Origin of the sequence: Paenibacillus terrigena DSM 21567 (genome assembly GCF_000374845.1) — a bacterium.
Taxonomy (GTDB): domain Bacteria; phylum Bacillota; class Bacilli; order Paenibacillales; family Paenibacillaceae; genus Paenibacillus_K; species Paenibacillus_K terrigena.
Window position 1 is genome coordinate 99,611 of the sequence record NZ_KB895416.1, and the last position, 23,252, is coordinate 122,862.

General features: G+C 47.2%; 18 protein-coding genes and 1 tRNA gene. 13 read left to right on the top strand and 6 right to left on the bottom strand.

From position 1 onward, the window contains the following. The first annotated feature begins 15 nt into the window (after positions 1 to 15). Positions 16 to 2,724 carry a pyruvate, phosphate dikinase gene (gene ppdK, locus C558_RS0114410; protein ID WP_018756989.1) on the top strand — a complete coding sequence of 903 codons (2,709 nt, stop codon included), beginning with the start codon at positions 16 to 18 and terminating at the stop codon, positions 2,722 to 2,724. 158 nt (positions 2,725 to 2,882) lie between these two features. Here ppdK and C558_RS0114415 read toward each other — a convergent pair whose 3' ends face one another. Continuing rightward, positions 2,883 to 3,137 carry a helix-turn-helix domain-containing protein gene (locus C558_RS0114415; RefSeq protein ID WP_018756990.1) on the bottom strand — a complete coding sequence of 85 codons (255 nt, stop codon included), beginning with the start codon at positions 3,135 to 3,137 and terminating at the stop codon, positions 2,883 to 2,885. A gap of 21 nt (positions 3,138 to 3,158) precedes the next feature. After that, positions 3,159 to 4,439, bottom strand: coding sequence for an adenylosuccinate synthase (locus tag C558_RS0114420; RefSeq protein ID WP_018756991.1), 1,281 nt, complete (start codon positions 4,437 to 4,439; stop codon positions 3,159 to 3,161). Between the two features lie 129 nt (positions 4,440 to 4,568). Between C558_RS0114420 and C558_RS0114425 the strand changes: the two genes are divergently transcribed. Beyond that, on the top strand, positions 4,569 to 5,447 hold the full coding sequence (locus C558_RS0114425; protein WP_018756992.1) for a LysR family transcriptional regulator: 879 nt from the start codon (positions 4,569 to 4,571) through the stop codon (positions 5,445 to 5,447). Positions 5,448 to 5,512: 65 nt separating this feature from the next. On the opposite strand, the gene ku is transcribed toward C558_RS0114425, so the two are convergent. The 3 genes from ku to C558_RS0114440 form a co-directional block, all read right to left on the bottom strand. Beyond that, entirely contained in the window at positions 5,513 to 6,370 is an 858-nt protein-coding gene (gene ku, locus C558_RS0114430; protein ID WP_018756993.1) for a non-homologous end joining protein Ku, read from the bottom strand. A gap of 133 nt (positions 6,371 to 6,503) precedes the next feature. Continuing rightward, positions 6,504 to 7,070: a TetR/AcrR family transcriptional regulator gene (locus C558_RS0114435; protein ID WP_018756994.1), complete on the bottom strand. Its 567-nt coding sequence runs from the start codon at positions 7,068 to 7,070 to the stop codon at positions 6,504 to 6,506. 243 nt (positions 7,071 to 7,313) lie between these two features. Beyond that, positions 7,314 to 8,075, bottom strand: coding sequence for an SDR family oxidoreductase (locus tag C558_RS0114440; protein WP_018756995.1), 762 nt, complete (start codon positions 8,073 to 8,075; stop codon positions 7,314 to 7,316). Positions 8,076 to 8,542: 467 nt separating this feature from the next. Between C558_RS0114440 and C558_RS33185 the strand changes: the two genes are divergently transcribed. Continuing rightward, complete coding sequence (locus C558_RS33185) at positions 8,543 to 8,650, top strand: sporulation protein YjcZ (protein ID WP_018756996.1); 108 nt, start codon at positions 8,543 to 8,545, stop codon at positions 8,648 to 8,650. A gap of 806 nt (positions 8,651 to 9,456) precedes the next feature. Here C558_RS33185 and C558_RS0114450 read toward each other — a convergent pair. Then, positions 9,457 to 9,533 (bottom strand) — tRNA-Arg (locus tag C558_RS0114450). A 111-nt stretch (positions 9,534 to 9,644) separates the two neighbouring features. On the opposite strand from C558_RS0114450, the gene C558_RS0114455 reads away from it, so the two are divergent. From C558_RS0114455 to C558_RS0114500, 10 genes are all read left to right on the top strand, one after another. Beyond that, entirely contained in the window at positions 9,645 to 10,589 is a 945-nt protein-coding gene (locus C558_RS0114455) for a hypothetical protein (protein ID WP_018756997.1), read from the top strand. 190 nt (positions 10,590 to 10,779) lie between these two features. Further along, positions 10,780 to 12,066: a trigger factor gene (gene tig / locus C558_RS0114460; RefSeq protein WP_018756998.1), complete on the top strand. Its 1,287-nt coding sequence runs from the start codon at positions 10,780 to 10,782 to the stop codon at positions 12,064 to 12,066. Positions 12,067 to 12,445: 379 nt separating this feature from the next. Then, complete coding sequence (gene clpP, locus C558_RS0114465; protein WP_018756999.1) at positions 12,446 to 13,036, top strand: ATP-dependent Clp endopeptidase proteolytic subunit ClpP; 591 nt, start codon at positions 12,446 to 12,448, stop codon at positions 13,034 to 13,036. A gap of 12 nt (positions 13,037 to 13,048) precedes the next feature. Continuing rightward, positions 13,049 to 14,308, top strand: a complete 1,260-nt coding sequence (gene clpX, locus C558_RS0114470) for an ATP-dependent protease ATP-binding subunit ClpX (RefSeq protein WP_018757000.1) — start codon at positions 13,049 to 13,051, stop codon at positions 14,306 to 14,308. 120 nt (positions 14,309 to 14,428) lie between these two features. After that, a complete protein-coding gene (gene ispG, locus C558_RS0114475; protein ID WP_018757001.1) occupies positions 14,429 to 15,532 on the top strand; it encodes a flavodoxin-dependent (E)-4-hydroxy-3-methylbut-2-enyl-diphosphate synthase in 1,104 nt (367 codons plus the stop codon). A gap of 220 nt (positions 15,533 to 15,752) precedes the next feature. Then, positions 15,753 to 17,183, top strand: coding sequence for an alanine/glycine:cation symporter family protein (locus C558_RS0114480; protein WP_018757002.1), 1,431 nt, complete (start codon positions 15,753 to 15,755; stop codon positions 17,181 to 17,183). A 383-nt stretch (positions 17,184 to 17,566) separates the two neighbouring features. Beyond that, the gene (gene lonB, locus C558_RS0114485; RefSeq protein WP_018757003.1) at positions 17,567 to 19,300 is read left to right on the top strand and encodes an ATP-dependent protease LonB; all 1,734 of its coding nucleotides are present in this window, start codon (positions 17,567 to 17,569) and stop codon (positions 19,298 to 19,300) included. A 102-nt stretch (positions 19,301 to 19,402) separates the two neighbouring features. Continuing rightward, positions 19,403 to 21,742 carry an endopeptidase La gene (lon, locus tag C558_RS0114490; protein WP_018757004.1) on the top strand — a complete coding sequence of 780 codons (2,340 nt, stop codon included), beginning with the start codon at positions 19,403 to 19,405 and terminating at the stop codon, positions 21,740 to 21,742. Positions 21,743 to 21,774: 32 nt separating this feature from the next. Beyond that, positions 21,775 to 22,413, top strand: a complete 639-nt coding sequence (gene yihA / locus C558_RS0114495; RefSeq protein WP_018757005.1) for a ribosome biogenesis GTP-binding protein YihA/YsxC — start codon at positions 21,775 to 21,777, stop codon at positions 22,411 to 22,413. Positions 22,414 to 22,592: 179 nt separating this feature from the next. Next, complete coding sequence (locus tag C558_RS0114500; RefSeq protein ID WP_018757006.1) at positions 22,593 to 23,180, top strand: hypothetical protein; 588 nt, start codon at positions 22,593 to 22,595, stop codon at positions 23,178 to 23,180. Positions 23,181 to 23,252 lie beyond the last annotated feature (72 nt).

Below are 23,252 nucleotides of genomic sequence, written 5' to 3' on the forward strand. Positions count from 1 at the left end.
GGGGGGAAATGGGCGATGAACATGGCAACGATGGTGAACCGCAAATGTGTATTTGCTTTTCAAGAAGGTCATGCAAAAATGGTAGATTTACTCGGTGGCAAAGGGGCAAATCTGGCAGAAATGACGCGTGCAGGTCTGTCCGTTCCTCCAGGATTTACGGTGACGACGGAAGCGTGTCTCGCTTACTTCAAGGATGGGAATCAGTTAAATGATGATGTTATGCATCAAATTCTGATGGGGTTAGCACAGCTCGAGCGCGGGAAGGGACAGTTTTTTGGTGAACGGGATAAGCCGTTGCTCGTCTCTGTCCGTTCGGGTTCGGTAACTTCCATGCCAGGGATGATGGATACAATTCTAAATGTCGGCTTAAATGATGAGACGGTTGTAGGAATCAGTGAACTAACAGGCAACCCGCGGTTTGCCTTTGATTGTTATCGCCGATTAATTCAAATGTTCGGTCATGTAGTTATGGGCGTAGATTCGCAGCTGTTCGAGCATCAACTGGAACGGATGAAGAAACGTGAAGGGGTACTGCGCGATGAACAGATTTCAGCAGATGGCTTAAAACAACTGGTGCAGGAATATAAGCTGCTCGTTCAATTGAAGACCGGTAGAATCTTCCCGCAGGACGTCGTAGATCAGTTGCGTCTTGCCATCGAAGCTGTATTCAGCTCGTGGAATAATGCCAGAGCACAGGTATATCGGCGGTTACACCGGATACCCGATGACCAAGGTACGGCTGTGAACGTACAGAGCATGGTGTTCGGGAATATGGGCGATACTTGCGGAACGGGCGTTGTCTTCACGAGAAACCCATCTACAGGAGAGAATGCATTGTTCGGGGAGTTCCTGCTAAATGCACAGGGCGAGGATGTCGTTGCGGGCATTCGAACACCGATGCCGATCGCAGCGCTTGAGCAGGTTATGCCAGACGTATATCACGAATTGCAACGAACGGTGAAGCAATTGGAGCTTCATTATCAAGACATACAAGATATTGAATTTACGATAGAGCATAACAAGTTATACCTGCTTCAGACGCGCAGCGGGAAGCGAAATGCACAGGCGGCATTAAAGATTGCTGTGGATTTGGTACGTGAAGGGATCATTACGAAGCGGCAGGCGATTGAGCGAATAGACCCAATGCATCTGGAACAATTGTTACATCGAGCAATTAGCGAAGAGGCACAGCAGCAATCGCTTGCGAAGGGTCTTCCTGCTTCGCCCGGGGCTGCGGTTGGGCAAGTCGCATTCCATGCCGAGACAGCCGTAGCTTGGAGTAAGGAAGGGAAACGGGTTATTCTCGTTCGGCCGGAGACCACACCGGAGGACATTGAAGGGGTGCTGGCGTCTGAAGGCGTCGTGACGCTTCGGGGCGGGATGACGAGTCATGCTGCGGTCGTGGCGCGTGGGATGGGGAAACCGTGTGTCTGTGGCTGTGAGACGATTCAATTCCTTGAAGCAGAGCACTGCATCCAAATTGGGAATCAGGTTATTCAAGAGGGAGACTGGGTGACAATAGATGGTCATCGCGGCTTGATCTGTCTAGGCGAGTTCGAGCTGAAGGAACCAGAGATGACGCAAGAATTATCGGAGTTGCTGGCATGGGCTGATGAAGTTCGCACGCTGCGCGTACTAGCGAATGCAGATCACCCGCACGATGCACAAGTGGCCAGACAATTCGGCGCGGAGGGGATCGGTCTCTGCCGCACGGAGCATATGTTCTTCGATAAGGAGCGGCTTCCTGTTGTCCAGCGCATGATTCTGGCAGAGCATGCTGATGCAAGGCAAGATGCCTTAGCGCAGTTATTGCCGATGCAGCAATCGGATTTCGAAGGCATGTTCGAAGCAATGGAAGGGCTCCCGGTGACGATTCGACTACTAGATCCACCGCTGCATGAATTTTTGCCGAAACGAAAGGAACTGCAAGATAGATTGCAAGAACTACGCGGACAGGTCGGAATGGCTCGTGAAATCGCTGATGTAGAAGCAGCGATGAAGAAGGTGGAAGCCTTGGAAGAAGTCAATCCGATGCTGGGACAGCGTGGCTGCAGACTTGGTATTGTCTACCCAGAAGTATACGATATGCAGATTGAGGCCATCTTTAAGGCGGCGGCAAGCTGCTTGGAGCGTGGGATCATTGTTCGACCAGAGATCATGATTCCGCTCGTCGGTCATGTAACAGAGCTGAAGTTCTTCCGGGATCGGATTGAACAGATCGCGAGTCAGATCCTGAGCAAGATGCAATTGCAGCTATGCGCCTACAAAGTCGGCACGATGATTGAAGTACCGCGTGCTGCGCTAACAGCTCGTCAAATCGCTGTTCATGCGGATTTCTTCTCATTCGGGACGAATGACCTAACCCAGATGACGCTTGGCTACAGCCGTGATGACGCGGAAGGGAAATTTCTATCGCAATATTTGGACCATCGGATTCTGCCTCACAACCCGTTTCAGGTGCTTGATGAGGATGGGGTTGGTCAATTGATTCAGCTTGCGAACACGGCGGGTAAATCCGTTAAGCCCCAGTTAAAGGCAGGGGTGTGCGGGGAACACGGGGGTGATCCGCAATCGATTCAATTCTGCCATGCCATTGGGCTCGAATATGTGAGCTGCTCGCCATACCGCATTCCGCTTGCTCGAATTGCAGCGGCGCAGGCTGTTATTGCGCAGGAGCGGAGCGTGGAAGAGGTTTCAACGCAGGTGAAAGGAAAAGCGGTATAACGCGTATTGAGATATTGTGACCGCCTATTTGCCGGGCAACGCTTTGCTGGAGGAAGGTGAAGGCAGCAGGCCGGTTGTAAGCTTCGGAGGCCATATATAGTTGGAAAGGCTTCTCTCAACGTAGATGGACTACGATGAGAGAAGCCTTTTTGGCATGCTCAGAGTAAGCTATTCTGTTCGAGAGGGCGGAAGGTGAGGTGAGGGAAGGGAAGGGTTTCATACAATTCCCCCACCTCACACCCGATCGTATCTGCAATGGATAAGGCGATCTTGAGCGACATGATGCGCTTGTTCTCAGCCAAGTCGATTAACCGCTCCGGTCGAAGGAGCAGATTCTGCGCGAGCTGATCGATAGTCATATTCGCTTCGTCTAACCGATCCATCAGTAAGCAACGGCCTAATTCAAGCTTCATATCGTGATCGCCTCCATTCTATTACGCGCGTTCCATCATTTGCTCACGGTTTGGACCGACGGAGATGAAGCGAATAGGCACGCCGATTAAACGTTCTAAATGCTCTACATACTGTTTCGCTTCCGATGGCAGTTCATCGAACGAACGGATATGGGAAATATCGCATTTCCAGCCTGGCATCGTCTCTACGACAGGTACAGATCTCTGCAGTTGCGGCGTATTTGGGAATTCTTGCGTAATCTGCTCGTTGTTTTTATATGCTGTGCAGATCGGAATTTCATCCAGATAGCCGAGCACGTCGAGGTTCGTCAGTGCCACTTCCGTTGCGCCCTGCAGCTTGCAACCATAGCGCGTAGCTACCGCATCGAACCATCCAACTCTGCGCGGTCTTCCGGTTGTTGCGCCGAATTCGCCTGCATCCCCGCCGCGTCTGCGCAATTCGTTCGCTGGTTCATCGAAGATTTCTGCGACGAATGGTCCTTCGCCGACACAGCTGGAATAAGCTTTGGTTACTGCGACAATGCGTGTCATTGCATAGGGAGGCACGCCTGCGCCGACAGGAGCGAAGCCAGCTAAGGTCGAAGAAGAAGTGACATAAGGATAGATCCCGTGATCTGGATCGCGAAGGGCTCCTAATTGTCCTTCCACCAAGACTTGTTCCCCTTGCTTCAACGCTTGATGCAATAGCGTTGTTGTGTCGCTCACATAGGGCTTCAGGAAGGCTGCTTGCTCGCGCAATTCGTTCATGAGTCCTTCAATCTCATAGGCCGGTTTATGGTACAAATGCTGAAGCAACACGTTCTTCGCTTCAAGTGAACGAAGTAACTTGGTTCTAAGGAGTTCTTCGTCATACAAATCGCTGACTTGAATACCGAGTTTAATATATTTATCCGAGTAGAATGGCGCGATACCCTGCTTCGTAGAGCCGAACTTGCGATCTGCAAGGCGTTCTTCCTCTAATTCGTCGAACAGAATATGATACGGAAGAACAACCTGTGCACGGTCCGATACATGAAGTTTGGGCGCAGGTACGCCTCGAGAGATCAATTCGTTTAATTCTTTTTGCAAATTGGGAATGTTCAGTGCAACGCCAGGCCCAATCACATTGCCTACGCCCGGATTAAATACGCCTGATGGGAGCAAGTGCAGCGCGAACTTTCCGTAATGATTAATAATCGTATGTCCTGCATTGCTTCCTCCTTGATAACGAACAACATAGTTCGATTTCGCCGCAAGCACATCCGTAATCTTACCTTTTCCTTCATCGCCCCAATTGGCACCCACAATCGCTGTAACTGTCATTTCTGCACTCCTATTCATGGTTGGAATTTCGTTCTAACTTCAGTATAATAAAGTTCTCCTTATTAATATAATTAATATTTATAATAGTTGATATTAATCTGATTTATACATGGAGAGGTGACATCCCCTTTGATTCAGAATATGGAATTGTATCAGGTGTTTTATATAACGGCCAAAGCAGGCAGTCTCTCCAAGGCTGCGACCGAGTTGTTCATCACGCAGCCTGCAGTGACGCATTCCATCAAGCAGCTGGAGGCGAAGCTAGGAGGACAATTGTTTTTCCGCACGTCTAAGGGTGTGCGATTAACGGCTGAAGGCGAGGTTCTCTTCACTTATATTGAGCAAGCCTACCATTTTATACTCAACGGCGAACGAAAAATGGCCGAAATTCAGCAGCTAACTGAAGGGGAGGTCAAGATTGGCGCGGGTGATACGCTATGCAGGCATTTTCTATTGCCACATTTGCAGACGTTCCACGAAGCTTACCCGCAGATCAAGATCCAAGTGACGAACCGGACGACCAGGGAAATTATCGGATTGTTAAAAGAGGGGAAGATCGATATTGGGATCGTCAATCTGCCGATCACAGATCATCAAATCGATGTGCAAGAAAGCATGGAGATTCACGATTGCTTCGTGACGGGAGAGAAGTTTAAGTTTTTATCAGAGTCCCCGATTTCACTTGAACATTTGCTCAAGCACCCCATCATTTTCCTAGAGCAGGGAAGTAGTACGCGTGCCTATGTTGATCGGTTTGTGGCCTCGCAGGGTCTTGTCCTGAAGCCCGAAATTGAACTCGGAAGTGTTGATCTACTGGTAGAGTTTGCGCGGAGTGGGTTTGGGGTGTCCTGCGTTACGCGAGAATTTGTTGAAGCGGAATTGTCTGATCAATCACTATATGAGATTAAGCTTCAGACGCCGATCCCTCCAAGACGGGTAGGTATCATCAAGCTGCGGAGCACGCCGCTGCCTGCGGCTGCAAGACAGATTTATGAAATGCTGTTGTGAGTGGATGTGAGGGGAGCATAGATTCACACACATGAAAAGAGTCCCGGGATCCCGAGACTCTTTTTTTATGAAACAGACTCCTCCGGCGACGACTTCATCGCTTTTTTGCTCGTTACTTTCTTTTTCGTGCTTTTGACCTCTGCCACGACTTCGGCTGGTTTGGCTGCATCAATGCTAGCCTGAAGGGCCGCCATCAAGTCAAGCACATTCGATTGAGCTGCTGCTGGCGCCACCGTGATTTCTTCACCCGTAATTTTCTTCTCAATCAGGTTGACCAACTGATGACGGTACTCGTCCTTGTACTTCTCCGGGCTAAATGAACTGGATAGATGTTGAATCAGCAGTTGTGCCATCGCTAGTTCTTTTTCATTGATCTCAGGTTGGGACGGCAGATTGGGAACCTGTCCAATCGGTCTAATCTCATCGGGGTAATAGATGGTCTCCATCACGATACAGTCATCGATGATTCGTAGGGCGGCGAGGTTTGTTCGCGAACGGATCACGACGTTGCAGATGGCGATTTTGCCGGAACGCTTAAGAGCCTCTACAAGCAGGCTATACGCGTTAGCTCCCGTCTCAGCCGGTCCAAGATAATAAGATTTCTGGAAAAATAACGGATCCACCTCATGCAGATCGACAAAATCTAAAACTTTGATCGCTTTATTCGCTTCCGGCAGCAGTTTGTCCAGCTCGTCTTTATCGAAAGTAACGTATTTGTTCGGTTCATATTCGTAGCCACGGAAGATGCTCTCTGATGCGATTTCTGTATTGCATGTCCGACACGTCTTCACATGATTGATGGGTGAGCCGCAGTCTTTATGCAACGTCTTCATCGAGATATCCTTCTCTTCAGTTGCTGAGAACATTTTCACAGGCACGTTGACTAGGCCAAAGCTGATCGCGCCTTTCCAGACCGTATGCATTCGTTTCCCCTCCAACACTTCTTTTTATCATTTATATCCGCATGGGGAGGGGTTGATACCAAGTATTTAGAAAATTCACGTGTAGGAATGCCGTTTGCTTATCCGGAACAGACGAAAGCTTTCCATGCGGACCTTATGTCTTAACCTCCGCCCCCAAGATATAGGTGAGCTGTTCGTTCATATATTCGGGGCTGTGTGCAAAATCGTCTTCGCACCACTGGATGAGCAGACCCATAATCGCATTCGCTTGATAAGAGAGAAGCAACGAGAGGTCTTTATGGCCTAGCGAGTAAGACGATGCGCTTTGCTGCATTAAGCTTTTTATTTTCTCCAGAAGCGAGTAGTAGTAGGTCAGCGATGATTTCCGATTGAACACGATCTCATAGAACGGCTGGTACTTCTTCACGTGATGAAAGATCCGAATCGTCGAAGGGTCCAACCGGTTTGGGGTGATCTGGTTCTCGTGCCGGTAGGGTTCGTAATACGAATCCTCCAAATCTTGAAGCAAATGTTGAAGATGCTCGTCAAATATTTCTTCGACGTCTTTATAATGCAAGTAAAACGTGCCTCGATTGACCCCGGCCTCCCGGCAAAGGGCGGATACAGAGATGGATTCGAGCGTTTTTGTTTTTAATAGCGCGAGCAGCGCCCGTTGAAATGCTTGTGTTGTTTTAATGACCCTTAAATCACTTTCATTCATTCCCGGCATTCATCTCCTATTTAAATCACGGCTATGATCCGCTTAATGAACAACTCCATCATTATCTGTTCAATAATTTTCAATGAAGTGATTATATAATGTTGCCTACGAAATGTACATGACCGAGAGTACGCTCATGATAGCATGTAAAAAAAGGCTGTAAGCAGCCAAGCTGTCTACAACCTTACATTCAAATTCGAAATGATGTTAGAATTCCGCTAATGCTCTAGTCGATTGCCCGTATTAGAAGCCCGCTGTCCAACCTGCATCCGCCACAATCACCGCGCCGTTCACGAAGCTTGATTCATCCGATGCCAGGAACAAAGCCACTTGCGCGATTTCTTCCGCTTGTCCGACGCGTGGAATGACGCCTTGCGTCACCTGTGTTCGCGAAGCGCCAAACTCGTTGACATTTTTCATCGTGGAAGCGATGTTCGTCATGGTTGCTCCAGGCGCAATCGCATTGCAGCGAATGCCTTGCTGTGCATACATGAAGCCCGTATTCTTGGTGAGGCCGACCACCGCATGTTTGGAAGCGGTATAAGCTGCCCCCGCATGCGCGCCGCTGAATCCGCCCGTCGATGCCGTGTTAATAATGACGCCTTTTCCTTTCGCCTGGAAGATCGGAAGTGCTGTGCGAATGGCCCGCATGACCGCTTTCGTATTCACTTCAAAGATGAAATCCCATCTGTCATCCTCCACGTCTCCGACAGGAGCCATGTTATCCATAATGCCAGCATTGTTCACCAGAATATCGAGCGTTCCGAATTCATTGACGGCCTTATCGATCATCGCTTTAATATCGTTCTCATCAGCGACGTTCGTTTTGATGGCGATGGCTTTACCCCCGCTTGTTACAATGCTGCTCGCAACAGCTTCCGCACCTTCAATGTTCAAATCGGAAACGACAACACTTGCGCCTTCTTTTGCGTATAATTCCGCAATCGCTTTCCCCATACCTGATGCTGCTCCTGTTATGACCGCAACTTTACCTTCTAAACGCATGACGAATCCCTCCGAAAATTTTATTGAACAGTTGTTCATTAAAAATTATAGAGATGTCTTCGTGTTCGTGTCAAATGAGTGCTTGCAGGTTAGAGGGCGAAGGTTCGAAACCGTTACTGGGTAGAACCCCTCCTCAGCCAGAAGTCAAAGTTAACGGAGAGTCGTCCATTAAGGTGTATCAAAGCTCCTACTGTTGGGGAAGCACTTGTGCTGGAAAACAGCCGACTGAGATAAGCCTATTCAAATTTCATAATGGTACACATGTTCAAGAAACGATAACGGAAGACTCCTTTCAAGCTCCTAAGGTGATTCAAGCTACGTGTTTGTTATTACAGTGACAGATTAACTTAACGGGATCGATGAATGTCTTGATTCCAATATAGTGGAATAACCAGTGACAATCGTCCAAACAAAGTGAGATCCGCCTTCATAACATAACGTGTACTCAATAATAAGGAGGTGTTGACATGGGTGAGTTTCGTGGAGGTTTATTTACAAGCACAGGTACAATTCTTGTATTGTTCATCTTGTTAGTAATTGTTTCTTGTGCATGTATGGGTGGCTTCGGTATCTAAATATAGAAATGAAAAGAGCCTCGGAGTGATCCGGGGCTTCCTAACCCAATAACTAACTTCTAGTGTTCTTTCTTCTTTCGTCTACATAGGTTAAATTTGCAGTGACAAATTAACTTAACGGGGAATGATAGCTGAAAAATACATGGAATAAACCCGGTTATGCCGGGTTATTTAGTGCATAAATTCATGTTGCATCGAGGATTCAGACGATGATTATCTTGATTCCAATATAGTGGAATAACCAGTAACAACCATCCAAACAAAGTGAGCTCAGCCTTCATAACATAACATGTACTCAAAACAGGGAGGTGTTAACATGGGAGAGTTTCGTGAACGCTTTACAAGTACAGGTACTATCCTTGTATTGTTCATCTTGTTAGTTATAGTCGCTTGCAGTTGTGGATTCGGTTTCGGTATCTAATAATGCCGGTATAGTACAGTTAGTGCCTAATGGTGATAATGTGGATATAGAAATGAAAAAGCCTCGGAGTGATCCGGGGCTTCCTAACCCAATAACTAACTACTAGTGTTCTTTCTTCTTTCGTCTACATAGGTTAAATTTGCAGTGACAGATTGACTTAACGGGGAATAATAGCTGAATAATACATGGAATAGACCCGGTTATGCCGGGTTACTTAGTGCAGAAATTCATGTGTTAAAAATGTGTAAAGGGATATGAGCTTCTATCGTATTCAAACGTATTCTAATGACCTTATGTATAATAAAGCAAAAAGCCGTAAACCCTTAATTATCAAAGGTTTACGGCTTATTATCTATACAATCAATCTATGTAATATAAGAATAGATGGCGTCCCAGAAGAGATTCGAACTCCCGACCGACGGCTTAGAAGGCCGTTGCTCTATCCAGCTGAGCTACTGGGACAACAGAACCTATTGTAACAAAAGATTTGATGAAGTGCAATAGAAAATTTTAAATTAATTCGGTATAATTAGTTTTGATCAGAATAAGCACGCGTTGCATAGGAGAAAGTTGGTGCATCTTATTACGAAATCGCATGAGCAAGACACCTATCCGAACAATATTATATTATTCCCAAAGATGCTGGATGTGTATCAGATTCAGCTGACGCGTTTCCTGGAGACGGAACAGTATGGAGAAGCCGTTCGTTTGCTTCAATTTCTACTGGGTTGTCAGGGCGTTGAACAGCATAAGACCGAATGGCAGGCTCTATTGGACTGGCTGCTCGGGGCTTTTCCAGATGCAGGGGCGATTGAAGGAGTTCCGCTGGATGAAGTGGACGAGAGCGAAGGAGAAATGGCTGAGCAGTATTTTCGTAATAAGGTGGACCAAGACCCTGATTATGTGAATAAGCTTCTCGATAGCATCGTGAACGGTCCATTGACGCCGCAGAAGCTGTTAGGGCTAGAGCAGCTCACTTATTTGGACCACCCCGAGATCGATGACGTCTTGCGTTCGTGGTTGGTTATGGAGCGGCTTCCTGCACTACTGCAGTTCCATATTCTTCAGACGCTGCGCAAACGCGGGGCCAGAGGTACCATTCAATTCACCCGCGGCCAAGAAACGGTAGAGCTCGAGATTCAAGATACGCCTGTTGGATATGATGATTTCCCATCCGCGGTACGCAGTGTCCCAGAACGGGTCCGAGAGCAGACAGAGGTACAAGATCCTGGGCTCTCATTACTTGCTTTAGATCTATGGCAGCAATGTGTAATGGCAATGTACGGTACACCTGCTTACCGAAGCATTCTGGCTGATGAGGATGCGACGATTGATATTTGGGCGGCGGCGCTGCATATTTGGATGAGAGAGATGCTGTCAGGCGGCCATGACATCGATGCAGAACGTATCGAAATTAGGGAGTATTACGGAATTACGGACGCGCTAAGGTTCCGAATGGAGCAAGCGCATAAGCACCTCAAAAACTTAATCGAAAGCCCGCTATTACGCATGGAATAACGAACTATAGAGAGGAAACGCATTTTAGGCGGTTTCTGTCAAGTCGCATTCTTGCTTAAAGTCGAGATGTTGTATATAATATAATGGTTGTTTCGAACGTGGACGAGTCATGGGTCTTGCGCATTGAATCAACGAAAACGCTGATCATGTGCATCGAGCCATGTGAATTTTTTGGAGGGGAAGGCATAAAATGAAAGCAAGCTGGGAAAAAATAGAGAAGAACCTTGGGGTTCTACAAGTTGAAGTTGACGCAGAGCGCGTTACAGGTGCCTTAGACAAGGCATTCAAAAAAGTTGTACAGAAAGTAGCTGTGCCTGGATTCCGTAAAGGTAAAGTGCCACGCCCTATTTTCGAGAAAAGATTTGGTATCGAAAGTTTGTACCAAGATGCAATCGATATCTTGCTTCCGGAAGTGTACACTGAAGCGGTTGCGGAGACGAACATCGAGCCAGTTGATCGTCCTGAGATCGATGTTGAACAATTCGGTAAAGGCGAGAACTTCGTATTCAAAGCGAAAGTATTGGTTAAGCCTGAAGTGAAATTGGGCGAATACAAAGGTATCTCCGTTCCAGTTGAAAGTGTAACTATTACAGACGAAGAAGTAGCTGCTGAGCTTGAGCGTCTTCAACAACGTCACGCTGAATTGGTTGTTATCGACGAAGATACAGCTAAAGAAGGCGATACAGTTATTATCGACTTCGAAGGTTTCGTTGATGGTAATCCATTTGAAGGCGGTAAAGGCGAGCGTTACTCCTTGGAACTTGGTTCCAAATCGTTCATTCCAGGCTTCGAGGAGCAATTGATCGGCCTTGGAACAGGCGACTTCAAAGATGTTGATGTAACATTCCCTGAAGTGTACCACGCTGAAGAGCTTGCTGGTAAACCAGCGGTATTCAAAGTGAAGCTTCATGAAATCAAACGCAAGCAACTTCCAGTTCTTGATGATGAGTTCGCTAAAGACGTAAGCGAGTTCGATACACTTGACGAGTTCAAAGCAGATTTGACAAAACAAATCTCTGATCGCAAAGTGAAAGAAAACGAAGCGAAACGTGAAGGCGAAATCGTTGAGAAAGCAGCAGAAGCAGCTGAAGTTGAAATTCCTGAGCCAATGATCGACACTGAAGTTGATGCAATGGTTCGCGACTTCGACAACCGTCTTCGTGCACAAGGTATGAACCTTGACATGTTCATGACATTCTCCGGTCAAACGATCGAAGACATGAGAGGTCAAATGAAAGTGGATGCGGAGAAACGCGTTCGCAACAACCTTGTTCTTGAGCAAATCGCAAAAGAAGAGAACATCGTAGCGACAGAAGAAGATGTAACGGAAGAACTTTCGAAAATGGCTGAAGCGTACAAACGCTCCACAGACGAAATCCGCAGCATCTTGAGCGCGAACGGTTCCCTTGCAAATCTTCAAGAGGAAGTTGCAATCCGTAAAACGGTTCAATTCCTCGTTGATAACAGCAAGAACTAATCACAACTGAAGCAGGTCAATAAGGCACGTATATCACATGCGTGCCTTTATTTGTACCAATTCAGCCTTCGTAAGATATGAATACATACATAATGAACGTTGAGGTCATCTACTTCGAGTCGCTCATGCAGCCTATGATAGCTTTGCCTCCGCAAGGCTTATAAGTCGTTCGCTAGTGAAATGGATTTGAAGGCGGTGTAATCACGTTCAACCCATTGTTTTTCACATATTGCTGTGCCCCAAGGTTCGTGCAAGACACAATTTCCAGTTCCATGATACATAGAATGTAATAGCGTCGTTGCAGAGGAAATGACATGGCACCTGGAACGTGATAAAATAACAGTAATTCACTAATTGAAGAGGAAAAGAGGTTGGTCAAATGAATCTGATACCTATGGTTGTAGAGCAAACAAATCGAGGCGAAAGATCTTACGATATCTACTCGAGATTGTTAAAGGATCGCATTATATTTTTGGGGAGTGCGATTGATGATGATGTAGCCAATACAGTCATTGCCCAACTCCTCTTTTTGGCAGCCGAAGATCCGGAGAAAGATATCTCACTATATATCAATTCCCCGGGTGGGTCGGTAACAGCTGGATTGGGTATCTTGGATACGATGAATTTCATCAAACCGGATGTATCAACGATCTGTGTCGGTCTAGCTGCAAGTATGGGCTCTCTACTCTTGACAGCTGGAGCGAAAGGCAAACGATTCGTCTTGCCGAATAGTGAAGTGATGATTCACCAGCCATTAGGCGGTGTGAGAGGTCAAGCGACCGATATTAAGATTCATGCGGATTGGATCATTAAGACGAAGCAGAAATTGAATCAAATTTATGTGGATACGACGGGTCAACCCCTTGAGAAGATCGAACGTGATACAGACCGCGACAATTTTATGGGTGCAGAAGAAGCCGTAGCTTATGGTCTGGTTGACCAAGTTCTCACTCGGCCCATTTTGAACTAAGGGGGGGATTCCATGTTTAAGTTTAACGAAGAAAAAGGTCAGCTGAAATGTTCGTTCTGCGGCAAATCGCAAGAACAAGTGCGTAAGCTCGTAGCTGGTCCTGGTGTATATATATGTGATGAGTGTATCGAACTCTGCACAGAGATTGTGGAGGAAGAACTTGGTCACGATGAGGATATCGATCTCAAAGATATTCCGAAGCCAATGGAAATCCGCAATATTCTAGATCAATATGTCATTGGTCAAGAGCAAGCGAAGAAGTCATTATCCGTGGCGATGTATAACCATTACAAACGGATTAACACACAAAGCAAGATTGAAGATGTTGAGCTGCAGAAGAGTAACATTCTATTAGTTGGACCCACAGGTTCAGGTAAGACGTTGCTTGCGCAGACAATGGCTAAAATCCTTAACGTACCGTTCGCAATTGCGGATGCAACTTCCTTGACGGAAGCGGGTTACGTGGGTGAAGACGTTGAGAACATCTTGCTGAAGCTAATCCAAGCGGCAGATTACGATGTAGAGAAAGCGGAACGCGGCATTATCTATATCGATGAAATTGATAAAGTAGCTCGTAAATCGGAGAATCCTTCGATTACGCGTGATGTGTCTGGTGAAGGCGTGCAGCAAGCACTCCTCAAAATTCTTGAAGGTACAGTTGCATCGGTTCCTCCGCAAGGCGGACGGAAGCATCCACATCAAGAGTTCATTCAAATCGATACGACGAACATCTTGTTCATCTGCGGCGGGGCATTTGATGGCCTAGAGCAGTTGATTAAGCGCCGGATTGGTAAGAAAGTCATCGGATTTAACTCCGTTGGAGATAGCACGAAAGAATTGAAACCAGGCGAGTACCTATCGATGGTACTGCCGGAAGACTTGCTCAAATTCGGATTAATTCCTGAGTTTGTAGGACGTCTGCCTGTCATCTCGACACTTGAGCCACTGGATGAGAGCACGCTCGTTCGCATTCTATCCGAGCCGAAGAATGCGCTTGTGAAGCAATACCAGAAGCTGCTTGAGATGGATAACGTCAAATTGGAGTTTGAGCATGCGGCATTAGAAGCCATCGCGAAAGAAGCGATCAAGCGGAATACCGGTGCACGCGGTTTGCGTTCCATTATTGAAGGTGTTATGCTAGATGTAATGTACGAAGTTCCGTCGCGCGACGATATTACGAACTGCGTCATTACAGAGAAAGTCATTCAGGAGAAGGTTGTACCTGAGTTGACTGCGAAGAAACCGAGCAAGAAAAAAGAAGAGAGCGCCTAAGCTGGCGTGAAGTGAATATATAACGCGACTCAAATTCTCCACTTGTTCATTCGGAAATCCGTGCTAGGTAGCGCTGGTGGATGACGGGTGGAGTTTTGACGTTCTTGGGAGAGAATAAGTATGTTCTTGAGAAAGCAGACACGACCGATCAAAGTCGGCAACCTAACGATTGGCGGCAGTGATGAAGTCATCATTCAGAGCATGTGTACAACGAAGACGGCAAATGTGGAAGCAACCGTGGCGGAAATTCTTCGTCTGGAAGAAGCGGGCTGCCAAGTAGTCCGTGTAACGGTGAATAATATGGAAGCGGCTGAGGCGATCAAGGAGATCAAGAAGCAGATCCATATTCCGCTCGTGGCGGATATCCATTTTGATTATCGCCTTGCATTAGCGGCCATCGAGAATGGGATTGATAAGGTACGGATTAATCCGGGGAATATCGGTCGTCGTGAAAAAGTCGAAGCGGTTGTGAAGGCATGTAAAGAGAAGGGGATTCCGATTCGGATCGGCGTGAATGCGGGCTCGCTTGAGAACCACTTGCTTGAGAAGTATGGTTATCCAACGGCCGAAGCGATGGTCGAGAGCGCCAAGTTCCACATCGGAATCTTGGAAGAACTTGATTTTCACGATATTATCGTCTCTCTTAAAGCATCAGATGTTCCAATGGCGATTGAGGCTTATCGGATGGCTTCGGAGAGCTTCGACTATCCGCTTCATCTCGGGATTACAGAAGCAGGAACCTTATTCACAGGCGCTGTGAAGAGTGCTGCAGGGATCGGTGCGCTTTTATCGATGGGCATCGGTTCGACGGTACGTATCTCCTTGAGTGCGGATCCGGTGGAGGAAGTGAAGGTTGCACGAGAAATCCTCAAATCGTTCGGTTTGATTTCTAACGCAGCGACTTTAATTTCTTGTCCGACTTGCGGGCGTCTCGATATTGATCTCTTCTCGATTGCCAACGAAGTCGAAGAGTACATCTCGAAGATTAAGGTTCCGATCAAAGTCTCTGTGTTAGGCTGTGCTGTGAATGGCCCGGGTGAAGCGAGAGAAGCTGACATCGGAATTGCAGGGGCCCGCGGTGAAGGGATGTTATTCCGTTATGGAGAAATGATCCGTAAGGTGCCAGAAGCGGAACTATTGAATGAATTGAAGAAAGAAATAGATATAATCGTTGACGTGTATAATCGTACGGGAGAAATTCCAGGACGTAAACAACACGCTTAATAACACATAGCATGTCTTTCATTCGCATGTCCTCATGCAGAAGGAGGGCATGCTTTTTTTGTTGTATAGTTGGGGTTATTTTGTATAGTTTGTGGCAGATCTGCGAAAGGTAAAATTTATATAAGGTGAATAACGATAAAAAAGTGTTCATTTTCTGAAAGTTACGTTAAAATGTATCTTATGTCAAGAAACATGACATCAAGATTCGGCAGAAGAAGGGATGATAGCTTTCGTGGAGTGGATTCATGAGCAAATAATAGTATTGAATGATTTCGTGTGGACTTACATTCTAATCGCGATCCTGATCGCATTAGGGGTGTACTTCTCCATTCGTTCACGGTTCGTACAGGTGACGGCGGTTCGTGAGACGTTGAGATTATTGGTGGAGAAGGAGCCAGGCGATGCCGAAGGCAAAAAGGGAGTCTCTTCCTTCCAAGCTTTTTGTATAAGCACAGCGTCGCGGGTTGGAACAGGAAATCTCGCGGGTGTAGCGATTGCCATATCACTAGGGGGACCCGGCGCCGTGTTCTGGATGTGGGTTATGGCGATTTTTGGCGCGGCATCTGGCTTTATCGAGTCAACACTAGCCCAAATTTTCAAAGAACGAGACGGATCGGCCTTCCGAGGTGGACCTGCTTATTATATGGAAAAAGCGCTGAATGCGCGGTGGTTAGGCATTATTTTTGCTATATTAATTACATTTAGCTTCGGGTTCGTATTTAATGCGGTACAAGTCAATACGATGAGCTCTGCCTTTCAAGGGTCGTTCGGGTGGGATCCGTTATGGATCGGGATTGTCCTCGCTATTATGCTGGCACTTACAATTTTCGGCGGTGTGAAGCGAATTGGGCAAGTAAGCTCCATCATCGTACCGATTATGGCAACAGGGTACATCTTATTAGCGCTTTTTGTTATTGTCATGAATTTCACGGCGATTCCTAGCGTGTTCGCATTAATCATAGAGCATGCATTCGGCTGGAAAGAGGCTGCTGCTGGGGGTCTCGGTACAGCGGTTATGATGGGGATCAAGCGCGGTTTATTCTCCAATGAAGCCGGGATGGGGAGTGCCCCGAATGCGGCGGCTACGGCAAGCGTAAGCCATCCGGTTAAGCAAGGGATGATTCAATCCCTCGGGGTATTCGTAGATACGCTTCTCGTATGCAGCGCGACGGCGTTCATCATTCTGTTCTCAGGCGTTCATACGAGCGGGGATTATGATGGTATTCAATTAACGCAGCAAGCACTAGCTTCACAGGTCGGCGACTGGGCGAATGGATTTATTGGTCTTGCCATTTTCTTGTTCGCATTTAGCTCCTTGATTGGGAACTATTATTATGGTCAGAGTAATATTGAATTCATAAGCAAAGGACGTCATACACGAATCTGGATGCTGATCTATCGGCTCATCGTGCTTGCTATGGTCATTCTAGGATCCGTAGCCAAGGTCTCGCTCGTGTGGGATATGGCCGATCTGTTCATGGGCTTTATGGCGCTCATTAATCTAATCGTTATTGCGCTGATTGGCAAATATGCGCTCGCAGCGCTCAAGGATTATCGAGAACAGAGGAAGCAGGGACTGGATCCAGTCTTTACGGCGGATTGTATTCCGGGTTTGAAGCATGCGGACTGCTGGGAAGTTAAAAGCAGTTAATAAAATATAATAAAGATTCAAAATCAGTTTTTCAGCACCTAAAAGTTTTCGAAGAAAACTGGCATCGTAAGCGATACTAGGTTGCAAGAAGCCGAAGAGCCAATGCTTCCGTAGCGAGTTTTTCTTCGAAAAACTTTCAGAGGAACGGAGTGTAGGCAAAACCTACATGAGTACCGGATTTCGAGGGTGAACGCAAGATTCGATGTCGAGAAGGCTTCTTGGAATACTTCGTGGGCAAAAGATGATTTTTGAATTACATCTAGCGGTTAATTGGGCCGAGAAAGGGAAATACTGTGAAGTATTACACTTTCTCGGTTTCTTTGTGCTGTTCAAGAGATTTGATTCAAGAGAGATAACGAGGATGCATTGAGGAGGAATGATGGATGGATTTCAGTATGGCGTTAATGTTCATTCAAGTATTTTTTGCGATTATTATCGGCCTTTATTTCTGGAACTTGTTAAGATCGCAAAAAACGAATCGGACGGCTGTGGATCGCGAATCACGTAAGGAGATGGATAAGCTGCGCAAAATGCGCTCGATTTCCCTGACGAAACCGCTCGCGGAGAAGACAAGACCGACAACGATGCGGGACATTGTAGGACAGAAGGACGGCTTGCGGGCGCTGACGGCTGCGCTATGCAGTGCAAATCCGCAGCACGTCATCATATACGGACCACCGGGTGTTGGGAAGACAGCCGCCGCGCGTGTCGTCCTAGAAGAAGCGAAGAAAAATTCAAATTCTCCATTTTTGTCAGATGCGAAGTTTACAGAGATTGATGCAACCACTGCAAGATTCGATGAACGAGGGATCGCCGATCCGTTGATTGGGTCTGTGCATGATCCGATTTATCAAGGTGCAGGAGCAATGGGGGTAGCTGGCATTCCGCAGCCCAAACCAGGTGCGGTCACCAAAGCGCACGGCGGCATCTTGTTTATTGACGAGATTGGGGAATTGCATCCGATCCAGATGAATAAGCTGTTAAAAGTATTAGAAGATCGCAAGGTGTTCTTGGAGAGTGCTTATTATAACTCCGAGGATACGAATATTCCTGTCTATATTCATGACATATTCCAAAATGGCTTGCCTGCAGACTTCCGTCTTGTGGGGGCAACGACACGTTCACCGCAAGAGATATCGCCTGCGCTTCGCTCGCGCTGTATGGAGATCTTCTTCCGTCCATTGCTTCCGGAAGAAATTCGGGTGATTGCATCGGATGCCGTACGCAAAATTGGGTTCGATCCATGTCCTGAAGCGGTAGATGTAGTATCGCGTTATGCAACCAATGGACGTGAAGCCGTAAATGTCATCCAGCTGGCTGCAGGACTTGCGATGGCTGAGAAACGTAATTCGATTACATCCGGAGATGTAGAGTGGGTTGTAAATAGCAGTCAAATCCCACCGCGTCCTGATCGTAAAATTCCACAAGCGCCAAGTATTGGCTTCGTGAACGGTCTTGCCGTCTATGGGCCGAATATGGGCACGCTGTTGGAGATTGAGGTAACGGCGATACGAAGCAAACCGGGTCAAGGGAAAGTGAACATTACAGGGGTCGTCGAAGAAGAAGAATTGGGCGGAGGGTCTCGTACGCTGCGCCGGAAGAGTATGGCGAAGGGATCCATTGAGAACGTCTTAACCGTTCTTCGGACCATTGGGCTCGATCCGTATAGCTTTGATTTGCATGTGAACTTCCCGGGTGGAACGCCGATTGATGGTCCTTCAGCTGGTATTGCAATGGCTACAGCGATTGCGTCAGCGATGAACCATGTTCCGATTGATAACAAGCTTGCGATGACAGGGGAAGTGAGTATACACGGGAAGGTGAAGCCGATTGGCGGGGTTATTGCGAAAGTAGAGGCTGCTTTCCAAGCGGGGGCAACAACCGTCATTATCCCTCGGGAGAATTGGCAGGAGATTTTCTCGGGCTTGAACGGTCTGAAAGTCATTCCTGTTGACACAATCCAAGAGGTATTCCAACATGTATTCGGTGAAGCGGTGCAAGAAGTTCTGTTAGAGCTTCCACAGGATAAGGACCTCTTTATCACGCCGCCTGCGACGTCGTTTTTGCAGGCCAAATCGATGGATGATGTGCGTTCCACAGAGTCCGGCGGAGTATAATCGCTTGATTGAGCGGCGCTTTCAGGCCAATTGGTTTTTTTAAGCAACATTTGATAAAATGTTATAAACATCTTATTGAGAGCCACTGGAGGTGCGTAACACATGGGCCTAAATAAAGCAAAAGGTCGCCGTATCCCTCTACTGCCCTTAAGGGGACTGCTTGTCTATCCTAGCATGGTATTGCACTTGGATGTGGGACGGGATAAGTCAGTTAAGGCTTTAGAGCGAGCAATGGTAGATGACAATATGATTCTGCTATGTTCTCAATCGGACGTCAATATTGAAGATCCGGGTCAGGATGATATTTACTCGATAGGCACGATTGCCAAGGTTAAACATATGCTGAAGCTGCCGAATGGTACGATTCGTGTATTGATTGAAGGTGTAATCCGCGCTGAGATCCTACAGTATGTGGATAATGCGGAATATTTCGAAGTCTCGGTGCAGGAGCTGCCGGAACAAGAATTATCCGATGCGGAGACCGATGCGCTGATGCGTACGGTGCTCAACCAGTTCGAATACTACATAAATCTGTCGAAGAAAGTAACGCCGGAGACGCTTGCTGCCGTAACGGATATTGAAGAACCTGGGCGCCTCGCGGATGTGATTACAAGTCATTTGTCGCTCAAAATGAAGGATAAGCAAGAAATTCTTGAGACGATTGATGTGACGGAACGGCTGGAGAAGCTGCTCGACATCCTGAATAACGAGCGTGAAGTGCTGGAGCTTGAACGAAAGATCAGCCAACGCGTGAAGAAGCAGATGGAGAAGACGCAGAAGGAGTACTATCTGCGCGAACAGATGAAGGCCATCCAGAAGGAACTTGGCGAGAAAGAAGGACGCCTCGGCGAAGTTGAGGAGCTGCGTGCGAAGCTCACGGAATTGAATGCGCCGGAGTCGGTGCAGGAGAAGATCAACAAGGAAATTGATCGTCTCGAGAAGACGCCTGCTTCTTCAGCAGAAGGCGGCGTAATCCGTAATTACGTCGATTGGTTATTGTCTTTGCCGTGGTCGAACAAGACGGAAGACCATTTGGATATTGAGGAAGCGGAACGAATATTGAATGAGGATCATTACGGTCTGGATAAGCCAAAAGAACGTGTGCTTGAGTATCTTGCGGTCCAACAGCTTGTCAAGCGGTTGAAAGGCCCTATTCTCTGTCTCGTTGGGCCGCCTGGGGTTGGGAAGACCTCCTTGGCTCGTTCAATCGCAAGATCGCTTGGCCGTCAATTCGTGCGCATCTCGCTCGGCGGCGTTCGGGATGAGGCAGAAATTCGCGGACACCGACGGACGTACGTAGGGGCGATGCCAGGCCGAATCATTCAAGGCATGAAGACCGCAGGCTCCATGAATCCGGTGTTCTTGCTCGACGAGATCGACAAGATGGCATCCGATTTCCGCGGCGATCCATCCGCAGCGCTGCTCGAAGTGCTCGATCCGGAACAGAACAGCAGCTTCAGCGATCATTTCGTCGAGCTGCCGTTTGACTTATCGAATGTCATGTTCGTGACGACGGCGAATGCGGTTCATAATATTCCAAGACCGCTGCTTGACCGGATGGAGATGCTATATATTCCGGGGTACACGGAACTCGAGAAGCAACAAATTGCAACGCAATATTTGGTGCCGAAGCAGACGAAAGAGCATGGCTTACAGCCAGAACAGCTTGAAATCGAAGATGCTGCACTCTTAAAGGTTATTCGTGAATATACACGGGAATCAGGGGTTCGTAATCTGGAACAGCAGGTTGCCGCGCTCTGCCGGAAAGCTGCCAAGCAGATCGTCGCTCATGAGCATGAGAAGGTCGTCATTGCACCGGATGATCTGAAGGATTATCTGGGCAGTGCGAAATTCCGATATGGTCATGCTGAAGAAGAGAATCAGATCGGTTCAGTGACAGGCCTTGCTTGGACGGAGGTTGGCGGAGAAATGTTGAATATCGAAGTCACCGTGATGCCGGGAACCGGGAAGCTGACGCTCACAGGCAAGCTTGGGGATGTCATGAAGGAATCTGCTCAAGCGGCGTTCAGCTATACGCGTTCACGCGCGGAAGCGCTGAAGCTAGAACCGAATTTCCATGAAAAATATGATGTGCACATTCATGTGCCGGAAGGCGCGATTCCGAAGGATGGACCATCCGCAGGGATTACGATCGCAACAGCGCTGATCTCAGCGCTTACGAACCGTTATGTATCGAAGGATGTTGCGATGACAGGAGAGATCACCTTGCGTGGTCGTGTGCTTCCGATTGGCGGCCTGAAGGAAAAGTCTCTTGCAGCACATCGTGCCGGGATTAAGAAGATCCTCTTTCCGAAGGAGAATGAACGCGATCTGCGGGATATCCCAGACAGCGTCAAGAACGACGTGACCATCGTCTTCGTCGGTCATATGGATCAGGTGCTGGAACACGCACTGGTCGAGCCGATTACATTATCTGAATAAAGTTGTTGAATAAGAAAGGAATTACAGACGACATGAAAGTAACACAAGCAGAATTTATCATTAGCGCTGTAGGACCTGACCAATATCCTGATGATGCCTTGCCGGAGATTGCTCTGGCAGGGCGTTCTAATGTTGGGAAGTCCTCGCTTATTAACCGTATGATTAACCGCAAGAACCTGGCCCGGACAAGCTCGCAGCCCGGTAAGACACAGTGTCTGAACTATTACCGCATTAATGATTTATTATATTTTGTAGACTTTCCGGGATACGGTTATGCGAAAGTATCGAAAACCCAGCGCCAAGCGTGGGGAAAAATGATTGAACGCTACCTGCTGGAGCGCGATCCGCTCCAATTGGTGCTTCAGGTTGTAGATTTACGCCATCCACCTTCCAAAGACGATATCATGATGCGTGAGTGGTTGATTCATTATGAGATCCCGACCTGCGTCGTTATGACCAAGGCGGATAAATTGCCGAAGAGTCAGTGGCATAAGCATATGAAAGTGATCAAAAATGACCTGCAGTTGACCGCAGAGAATCCAATGGTCATGTTCTCGTCAGAACTCGGCCTGGGCAAGGACGAGCTGTGGGAAATTATTAGCCGCTACACACAGCAGGCAGAGGAAGTTGTGGAAGATTTAACAGATGATGTAGGGAATCCTCAAAGTTAGTGTAGGAAACAGAGTATCTTCATTAAAACCTCAATTTCTTCACGGATAAATACGTATTTTTCGTGAAAAATGAAGAAAAATCAATGCTGATGAGCAGGAATAATTGTGCTTGCTAGTGTATAATATCCTTAAAGCATTGAATTTTCGAAGTTGTAAGTTAAAGAATTGAGGAGATTTGTATGGGTCAACGGTTGGCCACAGAGTATGTTAAAGCCAGTTTACAGTTAACGGAAGCAGAGATGTCCAAGTTTGTGCATAGTTTTGAAGAGCAGCACATCCATTCGTATGTGCTCGTGCTCGATAACGGCAATCAAGAAGTTGTTCTTGAGGATGGTGCAGGGGAGGAGATTCGGTTACCGTTTCAACGGAAGGCGAAGACGTATGTATGTGAAACGTCCTGCCGTCTGGTTAAACCGAAGTTGACCAATGCGATGCGTCAAGCGCTAGCAGCGTTTAAAGGAAACGCGATCGTGAATCGAATTTACAGAGGATATACGATGGAATACAAGTATGATCAGGGCAAAGTATCTCGAATTATTGAACATGTAGATGGTCAAGATCGTCTCGTATTCGAGTATAAAGATACACTTGGTCAATTGCAGCAATTATTTAATCAGTGTCAAGTGGAAGTCCAGATTGAAGGGATCCAAGATCATATTAATATGTTGCTCGATGCAAGAAATCGGGCGGAGAACCCTGAACAAATCGCCCAAATTGATGCAAAGCTAAGCGTGTATACCCAACAATTATTCGTACTAGAAGCGTAAAATCGTGCACTTATATGTAAAAGGAGTCCGTGAGGATTCCTTTTTTTGTATTGACACATATACAGGTGGATT